This is a genomic window from Klebsiella sp. PCX (assembly GCF_021869705.1).
GTDB classification, from domain to species: Bacteria; Pseudomonadota; Gammaproteobacteria; order Enterobacterales; family Enterobacteriaceae; genus Klebsiella; species Klebsiella quasipneumoniae.
The window spans coordinates 3,130,005-3,142,618 of sequence record NZ_CP091527.1 but is presented as its reverse complement, the minus strand read 5'-3'; the positions used below and the strand labels follow the sequence as shown (position 1 = coordinate 3,142,618).

Annotated in this window: 12 protein-coding genes; 6 read left to right on the top strand and 6 right to left on the bottom strand. The window is 59.0% G+C overall.

Annotated elements, in window-relative coordinates; translation table 11 throughout:
• Positions 1-8 precede the first annotated feature (8 nt).
• The 5 genes from GQR96_RS14985 to GQR96_RS14965 all read right to left on the bottom strand — a co-directional run bounded on the left by GQR96_RS14985 (position 9) and on the right by GQR96_RS14965 (position 3,928).
• Positions 9-908: an ABC transporter substrate-binding protein gene (locus GQR96_RS14985; protein WP_065904536.1), complete on the bottom strand. Its 900-nt coding sequence runs from the start codon at positions 906-908 to the stop codon at positions 9-11.
• Positions 909-968: 60 nt separating this feature from the next.
• Complete coding sequence (locus tag GQR96_RS14980; RefSeq protein WP_065904537.1) at positions 969-1,637, bottom strand: ABC transporter permease; 669 nt, start codon at positions 1,635-1,637, stop codon at positions 969-971.
• A complete protein-coding gene (locus GQR96_RS14975) occupies positions 1,637-2,266 on the bottom strand; it encodes an ABC transporter permease (RefSeq protein ID WP_004203268.1) in 630 nt (209 codons plus the stop codon). Before GQR96_RS14975 ends, GQR96_RS14980 begins: the two co-directional genes overlap by 1 nt.
• Positions 2,259-3,347 carry an ATP-binding cassette domain-containing protein gene (locus GQR96_RS14970; RefSeq protein WP_065904538.1) on the bottom strand — a complete coding sequence of 363 codons (1,089 nt, stop codon included), beginning with the start codon at positions 3,345-3,347 and terminating at the stop codon, positions 2,259-2,261. Before GQR96_RS14970 ends, GQR96_RS14975 begins: the two co-directional genes overlap by 8 nt.
• A gap of 437 nt (positions 3,348-3,784) precedes the next feature.
• Entirely contained in the window at positions 3,785-3,928 is a 144-nt protein-coding gene (locus GQR96_RS14965) for a hypothetical protein (protein WP_043520518.1), read from the bottom strand.
• A 176-nt stretch (positions 3,929-4,104) separates the two neighbouring features.
• On the opposite strand from GQR96_RS14965, the gene tdcA reads away from it, so the two are divergent.
• The 5 genes from tdcA to pflB all read left to right on the top strand — a co-directional run bounded on the left by tdcA (position 4,105) and on the right by pflB (position 11,043).
• Positions 4,105-5,043 (top strand): transcriptional regulator TdcA, encoded by a 939-nt coding sequence (gene tdcA / locus GQR96_RS14960; RefSeq protein WP_004203266.1) that lies wholly within the window; start codon positions 4,105-4,107, stop codon positions 5,041-5,043.
• A 93-nt stretch (positions 5,044-5,136) separates the two neighbouring features.
• Entirely contained in the window at positions 5,137-6,126 is a 990-nt protein-coding gene (gene tdcB, locus GQR96_RS14955) for a bifunctional threonine ammonia-lyase/L-serine ammonia-lyase TdcB (RefSeq protein ID WP_004203265.1), read from the top strand.
• A gap of 25 nt (positions 6,127-6,151) precedes the next feature.
• The gene (tdcC, locus tag GQR96_RS14950; protein WP_004203264.1) at positions 6,152-7,483 is read left to right on the top strand and encodes a threonine/serine transporter TdcC; all 1,332 of its coding nucleotides are present in this window, start codon (positions 6,152-6,154) and stop codon (positions 7,481-7,483) included.
• Between the two features lie 27 nt (positions 7,484-7,510).
• Positions 7,511-8,719: a propionate kinase gene (tdcD, locus tag GQR96_RS14945; protein WP_017899865.1), complete on the top strand. Its 1,209-nt coding sequence runs from the start codon at positions 7,511-7,513 to the stop codon at positions 8,717-8,719.
• Between the two features lie 29 nt (positions 8,720-8,748).
• A complete protein-coding gene (pflB, locus tag GQR96_RS14940; protein ID WP_069734116.1) occupies positions 8,749-11,043 on the top strand; it encodes a formate C-acetyltransferase in 2,295 nt (764 codons plus the stop codon).
• A 51-nt stretch (positions 11,044-11,094) separates the two neighbouring features.
• On the opposite strand, the gene GQR96_RS14935 is transcribed toward pflB, so the two are convergent.
• On the bottom strand, positions 11,095-11,241 hold the full coding sequence (locus GQR96_RS14935; protein ID WP_032425919.1) for a hypothetical protein: 147 nt from the start codon (positions 11,239-11,241) through the stop codon (positions 11,095-11,097).
• Between the two features lie 289 nt (positions 11,242-11,530).
• Here GQR96_RS14935 and GQR96_RS14930 point away from each other — a divergent pair, with 289 nt between their 5' ends.
• On the top strand, positions 11,531-12,589 hold the full coding sequence (locus GQR96_RS14930) for a branched-chain amino acid ABC transporter substrate-binding protein (protein ID WP_025999207.1): 1,059 nt from the start codon (positions 11,531-11,533) through the stop codon (positions 12,587-12,589).
• Positions 12,590-12,614: the final 25 nt, after the last annotated feature.

The following is a 12,614-nucleotide window of genomic DNA, read 5'->3' as shown; positions in this document are numbered from 1 at the left end:
AGTGAAGGTCAGTGTTGGGATAGGTTGGCATTAACCCACTGTTCGGCGACGGCCGCTGGATCTTTATGCTGAAGATCTACCTGCTGGTTGAGGGCAATCAGTGTGGCATTGTCCAGTTTGCCGGAGACTTCATTGAGCACGGCGCCGATCTCCGGCGTCAGACTGGCTTTGCGCACCAGCGGCACCACGTTCTGACTCGGTTGCTCATGTTTATTATCTTCCAGAACCACCCATTTCTCCTTCGCCAGATTGCCCTGGGTGGAGACGACCGTCGCGACGTCGATTTTGCCCGAATTGAGCGCCAGCCGGGTCAGCGGCCCGCCCATGTCCAGCGATTTCACCGCTTTGAACTCAAGACCATAGACGCGTTTCAGCCCCGGCAGGCCCAGGGCGCGTACCGCCAGCTCCGGCGGTCCGCCGATCACCAGCTGCGGGGCGACGGGCTTCAGGTCGGAGAGGGTGCGCAGATGGTATTTCTCCGCGGTCTCGGAACGTACCGCCCAGGCGGTGATCGAGGTGGCCGGGGCCGGGTTCAACAGAGTGAAATCGGCAGGCAGGACCTGAGCCAACTCAGCGCTGACGTCCTGCTGGCTGGTGGCCTCGGTTTTGCCGTTATAGAAATTGAGCAGGGCGCCAAGATATTCCGGAACGATATCGATCTCACCGCTCTGCAGCGCCGGAATAATAATTTCCCGGTTGCCGAGGTTGAGACGGGTGTTGGCCTCGATATGATTTTTCTTTAGCGCGCTGGCGTAGATGTTGGCGAGAATGGAACTTTCGGTAAAGTTGGCCCCGCCCACCGTGACGCTGGCGGCATAGGTGTAAACGCTCAGGCTGAACAGCCCGGCGGCCAGCAACGAGAGACGAAATCGACGGGCGGTGACGGCCTTGCCAAATAATTGCTTCATAATACCTCTTTTATTTTCAGGTTAATCAGCGCCAGGCGCTGGGGTCATGTCAGTGTCACGCTAATAAGGCGCGGCAATACGGCGATGAACCAGGCGGCCGGCGCAGCGGGCGAAAAGCAGTTCGCCACCTATCGCCAGCAGGGAAACCACCAGCGAGCCGCCGATCACCTGCGGGATATCCCGTTGCCCGAGTCCGTCGATCAGAAATCGTCCCAACCCGCCCAGACCGGCATAGGCTGCGACCACCGCCGTGGCGATAAGCTGAACCAGCGCGGTGCGCACTCCGGCGAGGATCAGCGGCGCCGCCAGCGGGATCCGCAACTGCCACAGGCTTTGCCAGGGGGTCATGCCCAGCGCGATGGCCGCATCGCACAGCGGGCGGTCGGCGTGATAAATCCCCACCCAGGTGTTAGTGAGAATCGGCGGAATAGAAAGCGCGATAAGCGCTGCCAGCACCGGGATATCGTTAAAGCCAAAAACGATGATGCATAATAAAATCAGCCCTAACGAAGGGATGGCGCGGCCAAGATTAAACAGGTTGATCACCACGAAGGCGCCTTTGCGCCAGTAGCCAAGGGCGATACCAAGCGGCAGGGCAATGGCGCAGGCCACGGCCATGCTGACCAGCACGTAATAAAGGTGTTGGCCCAGGCGCAGCAGGATGCCCTCGTCGCCCAGCCAGTGCTCCGGCTGGGTCAACCAGTGAAAGGTGGCGAGAAGCAGTGTCATCATTTCGTCCACGGCGTTAGCCAGTCGCCGAGACGGGCGATCAGCCCGTCAAAGACCAGCGACAGCAGCAGGCTCAGGACCAGGCTGACGATAATCGGCGTCAGAAAGTCCTGATTAAAACCCGCCAGCAGCAGCTGTCCCAGCCCGCCCTGGCCGATCAGCGCGGTGACGGTGACCAGGCCGACCAGCGTTACCGAGGCAATGCGCAGCCCGGCAAACAAGGAGGGCAGCAGCAGCCACAGCTCGATATCGAAGAAGCGGAATCCCCGGGTGTAGCCGAGCGCCCGCGCCGACTCCAGCGCCGCCTGTGGCAGCTTTTCTATGCCGGCCAGCATGTTGCGCAACAGGATCAGCAACGAGTACAGCGTCAGGCCAATCAGCGAGGTAGTCAGCGACAGCCCGGTAAACGGCAGCAATAAAATAAATAGCGCCAGCGAGGGAATGGTAAACAGCACGCCGCAAAGGGTGATGAGCGGCTGCGCCGTCGCGGGCCAGCGCAGGGTAATGGCTAACAGGCCGCCGGTGAGCAGGGAGCCGAAAAGTAGCGCCAGCAGGACCATCCGCGCATGCTGCCAGAGGAGATCGCCGATCATCGCGCGGTTATCGATAACCCAGCCCCAGTCAATCATGAGGTCTCACTCCCACCGCGCCGTCGAGCACTTGCTGCAGCAGGGCGTGAGACACCGCCCCCTGGTATTGTCCTTCGCCATCCACATGCACCAGCACGCCGGTCGCCACGTCGAGCAGCGCGCTATAGGCAAAACGCAGGCTGTGGCTGCTGGCGAGCGGGCGCTCCACCGGCAGGGTGAGACCCCGCAGCGGATCAAACCAGTGCAGCGGGCGTCGCTGGCGGTCAAGCACCAGGCGCAGCGGGCTGGCCAGCGGTGGATGGGCGCTGGCGATCGGCGTTAGCGCTTCGTCGAGCAGGGGGACATCGTGACGCGGCAGCTGGCCGACCTGTATCATGCCCAGCCGCTTCAGATTGGGTTCCGGACCAATAAAGCGGCGCACGAACTCGCTTGCCGGGTGGGCCAGAATACGGTCGGGGGTATCAAACTGCGCCAGCAAGCCGCCTTCCTGGAAAATGGCGATTTTATCGCCGAGACGGATCGCTTCATTGATGTCGTGGGTCACCAGTACAATGGTTTTCTGCAGCCGCTGCTGCAACAGCAACAGCTCGTCCTGGAGGCGTTCACGGACCACCGGGTCGATGGCGGCGAAGGGCTCATCCATCAGTAAAATCGGCGGATCGGCGGCGATGGCGCGGGCGATGGCTACGCGTCCCTGCTGGCCGCCGGAGAGCTGATGCGGATAGCGGTGCAGCAGATGGCTGTCGAGCGACATCAGCGCCACCAGTTCGTCAATGCGCGCGCGGATCCGCGCTTTGCTCCAGCCCGCCAGCCGCGGTACGGTGGCGATATTTTGCGCCACGGTACGATGGGGAAAGAGCGCGGCGCTTTGCATCACGAAGCCGATCTGGCGGCGGACCTGGATAATATCAGCGTCAGCGAGGCGGACGCCCTGAATATAGACGTCGCCGCTGTCGGGAATATCCAGCTGATTAATCATGCGCAGGATAGTCGTTTTTCCGCAGCCGCTCGGGCCGACGAAGGTGCAGAATTCGCCATGATCAATATCCAGACTGAGGTCGCGAATGGCCGGCTGGGCGCTGCCTGGATAGGTTTTGCAAAGATGCGTTAATTTAATCATGGTGGAATTCAACACTCTGAATAATAAAGTCCTGACCCGGATAAAGTAGCGCCGGGATCCTGGCTCAAACTACAGAGCGCCTGCGGGGAGGGCAAATACGTTATTTGCATTTGCATAGTGAAAAGCTGGTTAATCAGTTGCGGTGGAAGAAAAGCCGGAAGGTTGTTTTATGGATTTGTGATCGGCAACACAAATGACTCTCAAGCGGCCACCGTAAAAGATAAATTACCAGGGTTGATTTTAATCAAAGTATGACCGCCTGCGATAGGGCGGAAAAAGCCGCACCGTCCGCCGCACAAGAAAAACCAGATTGTGAATATAATGTTTCTTTGATGTAAATATTGCCTGTGCCCTTTTCCCGCTCGCCGCAGATAAAATGTGATGCCAAACCGACTTGTCGCTAAATAAGGGCGTTGATTACGTCTGCTTTTTATTCTTTACAGCATTAATTTAATTTTCGGCTTTCTTTTCACCCTGACAGTGTTGGTCAAATAGCGTGCAAAAGGCGTATTTTTTATCGCCATTTTGCCGTCGATGTTATTGCCATCAATTATTTTTATCCCCGCATTCGGGCACGGCAAAAGACGTGCAAATAGCGTTCATGATGCTTTTAATGTATTGATTTTAATTTATTTATTCTGACTTGTGACTCTTGCTCATCCGCCGCGGCGGAGCCTTTGTGAGAGCTCTCACATAACCCGGTGATCGCGATTTGTTACACTTTCCGCCGTCAACAAAGGAATGAAAGCGAGACGTGATGAATACTTTTTCTCTGCCTAAAACTCAGCATCTGGTGGTTTTCCAGGAAGTGATCCGCAGCGGGTCAATCGGGGCTGGAGCAAAAGCGTTAGGACTCACTCAGCCGGCGGTCAGTAAAATCATTGGCGACATGGAAAGCTATTTTGGCAGCGAGTTAATCGTTCGGCGAAATACCGGCGTCTCGCTCACCGAGGCCGGGCAGGTATTTCTTAACTGGTCAGAGACAATCACCCGTGAAATGAAAAATATGGTCAATGAAATGAATGCCCTGACCAACAGCACGGTAGTGGATGTCTCCTTTGGTTTCCCCTCGCTGGTGGGGTTTACCTTTATGTCGGAGATGGTGCATCAGTTCAAAATGACCTTCCCCAAGGCGCGGGTCTCAATGTATGAGGCGCAGCTCTCCGCCTTTTTGCCGGCAATCCGCGACGGCCGCCTCGACTTCGCCATCGGGACGCTGAGCGATGAGATGAAGCTGCAGGACCTGCACGTCGAGCCGCTGTTTGAGTCTGAGTTTGTGTTGGTGGCGAACCGGGCGCGGATCGGCAACGGCACCGTCCGCCTGGCCTCGCTCCAGCACGAGCAGTGGGTGCTGCCGGAGACCAATATGGGTTACTACAGCGAACTGCTGACCACCCTGCAGCGCAGCGGCATCCGCCGCGAAAATATCGTCAATACCGATTCGGTGGTGACGATCTATAACCTGGTGCTCAATGCCGATTTTCTGACGGTCATTCCCTGCGACATGACCACGCCGTTCGGCTCGAGCCAGTTTGTCACCATCCCCATTAAAGAGGCCTTGCCGGTGGCGCGCTATGCGGCGGTGTGGTCGAAAAATTACCGGCTGAAAACCGCGGCGGCGTCGCTGGTGGAGATGGCGAAACAGTATTCATCGGGGCAGGGCAACCGCCACTGGCAGCCAATAGAAATTGCCTGACTGATAGTTATTAAATAACCCAACACCCATCCTCGCTGTTATCAGCAGGATGACGCCCGGTTATTGACTTTATCTTAAGAAACAGAGGCCATCATGCATATTACCTACGATCTTCCGGTATCGATTAACGATATTCTCGAAGCGAAACAACGCCTGGCAGGAAAGATATATAAAACGGGTATGCCGCGCTCGAATTATTTTAGCGAACGCTGCAAGGGGGAAATATTTCTTAAATTCGAAAATATGCAGCGCACGGGCTCATTTAAAATTCGCGGCGCCTTTAATAAGCTCAGCGGGTTAACCGCGGCGGAAAAACGCAAAGGGGTGGTGGCCTGCTCAGCGGGCAACCACGCCCAGGGCGTCTCGCTCTCCTGCGCCATGCTCGGCATTGACGGGAAAGTGGTGATGCCGAAAGGGGCGCCGAAATCGAAAGTCGCCGCCACCTGCGATTATTCGGCGGAGGTGGTGCTGCATGGCGATAATTTTAACGATACCCTCGCCAAAGCCAGCGATATTGTTGAACTTGAAGGCCGTATTTTTATTCCCCCCTATGACGACCCGCAGGTTATTGCCGGGCAGGGCACCATCGGTCTCGAAATATTAGAAGATCTGTATGACGTGGATAATGTCATCGTGCCGATTGGCGGCGGTGGCTTAATTGCCGGCATCGCGATTGCGATTAAATCCATTAACCCGACGATCCGTATTATCGGCGTGCAGTCGGAGAATGTTCACGGTATGGCCGCCTCCTGGTACGCCGGAGAGATCACCAGCCATCGCCACGCCGGCACTTTAGCCGATGGCTGCGATGTCGCCCGCCCGGGGAAACTGACCTATGAAATCGCCCGCCAGCTGGTGGATGACATCGTCCTCGTCAGTGAGGACGACATTCGCCAGAGCATGGTCGCCTTAATTCAGCGCAATAAAGTGATCACCGAAGGGGCCGGGGCCTTGGCCTGCGCCGCGTTATTAAGCGGCAAATTAGACAGCTATATCCAGAACCGCAAAACGGTCAGCCTGATTTCCGGCGGCAATATCGATCTCTCGCGGGTCTCGCAAATTACGGGTTTTGTTGACGCTTAATTCAATACAGAAGTGAGGACAGGATATGAGTACGACTGAGAGCATTGCATCCAGCCAGACAAGCCTTTCGTCCTGGCGTAAATCTGACACCACCTGGACCCTGGGCCTGTTTGGCACCGCTATCGGCGCCGGGGTACTGTTTTTCCCCATCCGCGCCGGCTTCGGCGGGCTGATCCCGATCCTGGTGATGCTGGTGCTGGCCTATCCCATTGCCTTCTATTGCCATCGGGCGCTGGCGCGGCTGTGCCTGTCGGGGGCTAACCCCTCCGGCAATATCACCGAAACGGTGGAAGAGCATTTTGGCAAAACCGGCGGGGTGGTGATCACCTTTCTGTACTTCTTCGCCATCTGCCCGCTGCTGTGGATTTATGGCGTCACGATCACCAATACCTTCATGACCTTCTGGGAGAACCAGCTACAGATGCCGGCCCTCAACCGCGGGGTGGTGGCGCTGCTCCTGCTGCTGCTGATGGCGTTTGTCATCTGGTTTGGTAAAGACCTGATGGTCAAGGTGATGAGCTATCTGGTGTGGCCGTTTATCGCCAGCCTGGTGGTGATCTCCCTGTCTCTGATCCCTTACTGGAATAGCGCGGTGATTGACCAGGTGAACCTCAGCGATATCGCCTTAACCGGTCATGACGGCATTCTGGTGACAGTATGGCTGGGCATCTCCATTATGGTGTTCTCCTTCAACTTCTCGCCGATCGTCTCCTCGTTTGTGGTCTCCAAACGCGAAGAGTATGAAGCGCAGTTTGGCCGGGAGTACACCGAACAAAAATGTTCGCAGATTATCTCCCGGGCCAGCATGCTGATGGTGGCGGTGGTGATGTTCTTCGCCTTCAGCTGCCTGTTTACCCTCTCGCCGCAGAACATGGCGGACGCCAAGGCGCAGAATATCCCGGTGCTCTCCTATCTGGCGAATCACTTTGCCTCGATGTCGGGCACTAAATCCACCTTTGCCACCCTGCTGGAATATGGCGCGTCGATTATCGCCCTGGTGGCCATCTTCAAATCGTTCTTCGGCCACTATCTCGGCACCCTCGAGGGGCTGAACGGGCTGATCCTGCGCTTCGGCTATAAAGGGGATAAAACCCGCGTCTCCAGCGGCAAGCTCAATACCCTGAGCATGGTGTTCATCATGGGCTCGACCTGGGTGGTGGCGTATGCCAACCCCAATATCCTCGACCTGATTGAGGCCATGGGCGCGCCGATTATCGCCTCGCTGCTGTGTCTGCTGCCGATGTACGCCATTCGTAAAGCGCCTTCGCTGGCCAAATACCGTGGCCGTCTCGACAACCTCTTTGTGACCGCTATTGGTCTGCTGACCATCCTCAACATCGTTTACAAACTGTTCTAATCCGGCTCAGGCCACGCGGAGTACAACATGACTGAATTTCCGGTAGTTCTGGTGATCAACTGCGGCTCGTCGTCGATCAAATTTTCCGTGCTGGACGCCGCCAGCTGCGACTGCCTGCTCAACGGCGTGGCCGAGGGCATCAACGCAGACCAGGCGTCTCTCTCGCTTAACGGCGGCAAACCGGTGGCGCTGGCGCCGCGCGGCTACGAAGGCGCCCTCCAGGCGATTGCCGGGGCATTAGCCCAACGCGACCTCATCGGCAGCGTGGCCCTGATTGGCCACCGCGTCGCCCACGGCGGCGACCTCTTCACCGAGTCGGTCATTATCAGCGAGGAGGTTATCGACAATATTCGCCAGGTGTCGTCCCTGGCCCCCCTGCATAACTACGCCAGCCTCAGCGGCATCGCCTCGGCGCAGCGGCTGTTCCCGGAGGTGATGCAGGTGGCGGTCTTTGATACCAGCTTTCACCAGACCCTGGCCCCGGAAGCCTTTCTCTATGGTCTGCCGTGGGAGTATTACCAGAACCTCGGGGTGCGCCGCTATGGCTTCCACGGCACCTCGCACCGCTATGTCTCCCGGCGCGCCCTGGCGCTGCTCGGGTTGCCGGAGCAGGAGAGTGGTCTGGTGATCGCCCACCTGGGCAATGGCGCCTCGGTCTGCGCAGTGCGCAACGGCCGCAGCGTAGACACCTCGATGGGGATGACGCCGCTGGAGGGGCTGATGATGGGCACCCGCAGCGGCGATGTCGACTTCGGCGCCATGGCGTGGATTGCCGCGGAAACCCGGCAGACCCTCAGTGACCTGGAGCGGGTGGCCAACACCGCCTCCGGCCTGCTGGGGATCTCCGGCCTTTCCTCCGACCTGCGGGTGCTGGAGCAGGCCTGGCATGAGGGCCATGCCCGCGCCCGCCTGGCGATCAAAACCTTCGTCCATCGCATCGCCCGCCATATCGCCGGCCACGCCGCCGCGCTGCAGCGTCTCGACGGCATTATTTTTACCGGCGGGATTGGCGAAAACTCGGTGCTAATCCGCCGGCTGGTAAGCGAGCGGCTGGCGGTCTTTGGCCTTGAGATGGACGCCGCCCGCAACCAGCAGCCCAATTCGGACGGTGAGCGTCTGATCTCCGCCGACGGCAGCCGGGTGCGCTGTGCGGTTATCCCCACCAATGAAGAGCGCATGATTGCCCTCGATGCGATCCGCTTAGGCCGGATCCACACCGCGGCGGCGCTGGCCTGATTTTTTTATTCTGTAGAGAGACGATGTTCATGAAAGTAGATATCGACACCCACGACGCACAATACGCCGACGCCTGGCAGGGCTTTCGCGGTACGGCGTGGCAAACGCAGATTAACGTTCGCGACTTTATTCAGCATAACTACACCCCTTACGAGGGCGATGAGTCTTTCCTCGCCGACGCGACGCCGGCCACCACCGCCCTCTGGGAGCAAGTGATGGCCGGGATCCGCGTCGAGAACGCCACCCATGCGCCGGTGGATTTCGACACCAATGTCGCTACCTCCATCACCGCCCACGCGGCGGGCTATATCAACCAGCCGCTGGAAAAGATCGTCGGCCTGCAAACGGACCAGCCGCTGAAGCGCGCTCTGCATCCCTTTGGCGGCATCAATATGATCAAAAGCGCCTTCGAGGCCTATGGTCGCGAAATGGATCCTGACTTTGAGTATCAGTTTACGGCGCTGCGCAAGACCCACAATCAGGGCGTTTTTGACGTCTATTCCCCGGATATGCTGCGCTGCCGTAAATCCGGGGTGCTGACCGGGCTGCCGGACGGCTACGGTCGCGGACGGATCATCGGCGATTACCGCCGCGTGGCGCTGTACGGCATTCGCTTTCTGGTCCGCGAACGTGAGCTGCAGTTTGCCGACCTGCAGCCAGCCCTGGAGCGCGGCGAGGCGCTGGAGGCCACCCTGCGCCTGCGCGAAGAGCTGGCCGAACAGCGGCGCGCGCTGCTGCAGATGGAGGAGATGGCGGCCCGCTACGGCTGCGATATTTCCCACCCGGCGCGCACTGCCCGTGAGGCGGTACAGTGGCTCTACTTCGCCTACCTGGCGACAGTGAAGTCGCAGAACGGCGGCGCCATGTCGCTGGGGCGCACGGCCACCTTCCTCGACATCTATATTGAACGCGATCTGCGCGCCGGCTTACTGAATGAGGAGCAGGCCCAGGAGCTGATTGACCACTTCATCATGAAGATCCGCATGGTGCGTTTCCTGCGCACCCCGGAATTTGATTCGCTGTTCTCCGGGGATCCCATCTGGGCGACGGAAGTGCTGGGCGGCATGGGGCTGGATGGTCGCACCCTGGTCAGCAAAACCACCTTCCGCTATCTGCATACCCTGCACACCATGGGCCCGGCGCCGGAGCCCAACCTGACCGTGCTCTGGTCGCAGGCGCTGCCGGTGGCGTTTAAAAAATACGCCGCCCGGGTCTCTATCGCCACCTCGTCGCTGCAGTATGAGAACGACGATCTGATGCGCAGCGATTTCCACAGCGACGACTACGCCATCGCCTGCTGCGTCAGCCCGATGGTCATCGGCAAGCAGATGCAGTTCTTCGGCGCCCGCGCCAATTTGGCCAAAACGTTGCTCTACGCAATTAACGGCGGGATGGATGAGAAACTGAAGATCCAGGTGGGGCCGAAAACCGCGCCGCTGCGCGATGAGGTGCTGGACTACGACACCGTGATGGCCAGCCTCGACCACTTTATGGACTGGCTGGCGGTGCAGTACATCAGCGCGCTGAACATCATCCACTGCATGCATGATAAATACAGCTACGAGGCGGCGCTGATGGCCCTCCACGACCGCGACGTTTACCGCACGATGGCCTGTGGCATCGCCGGCCTGTCGGTGGCGGCGGATTCGCTGTCGGCAATAAAGTACGCCCGGGTGAAGCCGGTACGCGACCATCACGGGCTGGCGGTGGACTTTGTCATTGAGGGGGATTATCCGCAGTATGGCAACAACGACGATCGCGTCGATGCCATCGCCTGCGACCTGGTGGAGCGCTTTATGCGCAAAATTCAGGCGCTGCCCACCTGGCGCCAGGCGGTGCCGACCCAGTCGATCCTGACCATCACCTCCAACGTGGTGTACGGGCAGAAAACCGGCAACACGCCGGACGGACGTCGGGCGGGGACGCCGTTCGCCCCGGGGGCCAATCCGATGCATGGCCGCGATCGCAAAGGGGCGGTGGCGTCGCTGACCTCGGTGGCGAAACTGCCGTTTACCTACGCCAAAGATGGCATCTCGTACACCTTCTCCATCGTGCCGGCGGCCCTCGGCAAAGCGCCGTCGGCGCAGGAAAATAACCTGGTGGGGCTGCTGGACGGCTACTTCCATCACGAGGAGACGGTGGAGGGGGGACAGCATCTCAACGTCAATGTGCTGAACCGGGAAAAGCTGCTCGATGCGATAGAACATCCGGAGCAGTATCCGAATCTGACGATCAGGGTCTCTGGCTATGCGGTCCGCTTTAACGCGCTGACCCGCGAGCAGCAGCAGGATGTGATCTCCCGAACGTTCACCAGCCAACTCTGAGCGGCCGCCGGGCCACAGGGGAGCCCTTAACGGGCTCTCCTGTTATCATCTTCACATTACCGCAACAAAATAATCACCACTGTTGATCATATTCGCATTTTTGCACCACGCTGGCGCGCAGCGAGCGCTAACTGCATCTATGTTTAGCTCACGGGCCGGTACGGATACCGCGTTGTCCGGCTCGCCACGTGATGGCAACCAATCTCCTGACCTGAAAGGGAATGCGCCCTTGCCGGATGCGGCACGGGTTGCCGTCGCGTGCGCACCGACCGGGGCGTCCGCTCTCCGGCGCGCCCTCTCTACCTGGCGGGATTTTTGCTTCTTCCACCCTGGCCGTCCTGGCGCTGCGCCTGCGTCGGCACCACACGGTAAGTGATATTTTCTGCGTCATTCCATGACGCCAGGCTCTAAATCGCTGAGGAATATCCGAATGTCTTTGAAACTGAAAACAATGACGCTTCATGTTGTGATAGCAGGTTGTATGAGCATGGCCTTTTACGCCCAGGCTGACGTGAAGATCGGCGTCGCCGGGCCCTTCACCGGCCCCAACGCTACCTACGGCGCCCAGTACTGGAAAGGGGCCTCGCAGGCGGTGGCTGATATCAATGCCGCCGGCGGCATCAAAGGCGAAAAAATTGTGCTGGTGCAGGGGGATGACGCGTGCGAACCGAAACAGGCGGTAGCGGTGGCTAACCGGCTGGTGGACGAAGCGAAAGTCTCCGCCGTGGTGGGGCACTTTTGCTCTTCCTCAACGATGCCAGCCTCCGAGGTGTATGACGAAGCCGGGATCCTGACCATTACCCCCGGCTCCACCAACCCACAGATCACCGAGCGCGGCATGAAGGATCTCTTCCGCATGTGTGGTCGCGACGATCAGCAGGGGGCGATTGCCGCCAACTATATGCTGGACGTGCTGAAGGCGAAGAAAATTGCCGTCATCCATGATAAAGACACCTATGGCCAGGGGCTGGCCGATGCCACCCGCGCAGCGCTGGCGAAGCGGGGCACCAAAGAAGTGTTGTACGAAGGCCTCTCCCGCGGTGAAAAAGACTTTAACGCCCTGGTGACCAAGATCGGCGCCCTCAAGCCGGACGTGGTCTACTTTGGCGGCTGCCACCCTGAGGCCGGCCCGCTGGTGCGCCAGATGCGCGAGCAGGGAGTGCAGGCTAAATTCTTCTCCGGCGACTGTATCGTCACCGAGGAGCTGGTGACGGCCGCCGGCGGGCCGCAGTTCACCAACGGCGTGCTGATGACCTTTGGTCAGGACCCGCGCACCCTCCCGGAAGGCAAAGCGGTGATCGAGAAGTTCCGCGCCAGCGGCTTTGAGCCAGAAGGCTATACCCTCTACGCCTACGCCTCCATTCAGGCTATTGCCGCGGCCTGGAACGCCGTCGGCACCGATAACGCCAAAGCCAGCGACTGGCTGAAGAACCACGACGTCGAGACGGTGATGGGCAAGAAAGCCTGGGATGGCAAAGGCGACCTCAAGGTGTCCGACTACGTGGTCTATCAGTGGGATGACAAGGGCAAATATCACCAGCTCTGATCGGCCACGACCTGAGGACGTTCTG

Excerpts from the sequence above, each read along its gene's own strand:
- tdcC (WP_004203264.1), top strand. The coding sequence starts at position 6,152 with ATGAGTACGACTGAGAGCATTGCATCCAGCCAGACAAGCCTTTCGTCC.
- GQR96_RS14970 (WP_065904538.1), bottom strand. The coding sequence starts at position 3,347 with ATGATTAAATTAACGCATCTTTGCAAAACCTATCCAGGCAGCGCCCAG.
- tdcD (WP_017899865.1), top strand. The coding sequence starts at position 7,511 with ATGACTGAATTTCCGGTAGTTCTGGTGATCAACTGCGGCTCGTCGTCG.
- tdcA (WP_004203266.1), top strand. The coding sequence starts at position 4,105 with ATGAATACTTTTTCTCTGCCTAAAACTCAGCATCTGGTGGTTTTCCAG.
- GQR96_RS14985 (WP_065904536.1), bottom strand. The coding sequence starts at position 908 with ATGAAGCAATTATTTGGCAAGGCCGTCACCGCCCGTCGATTTCGTCTC.
- GQR96_RS14930 (WP_025999207.1), top strand. The coding sequence starts at position 11,531 with ATGGCCTTTTACGCCCAGGCTGACGTGAAGATCGGCGTCGCCGGGCCC.
- pflB (WP_069734116.1), top strand. The coding sequence starts at position 8,749 with ATGAAAGTAGATATCGACACCCACGACGCACAATACGCCGACGCCTGG.
- GQR96_RS14975 (WP_004203268.1), bottom strand. The coding sequence starts at position 2,266 with ATGATTGACTGGGGCTGGGTTATCGATAACCGCGCGATGATCGGCGAT.
- tdcB (WP_004203265.1), top strand. The coding sequence starts at position 5,137 with ATGCATATTACCTACGATCTTCCGGTATCGATTAACGATATTCTCGAA.
- GQR96_RS14980 (WP_065904537.1), bottom strand. The coding sequence starts at position 1,637 with ATGACACTGCTTCTCGCCACCTTTCACTGGTTGACCCAGCCGGAGCAC.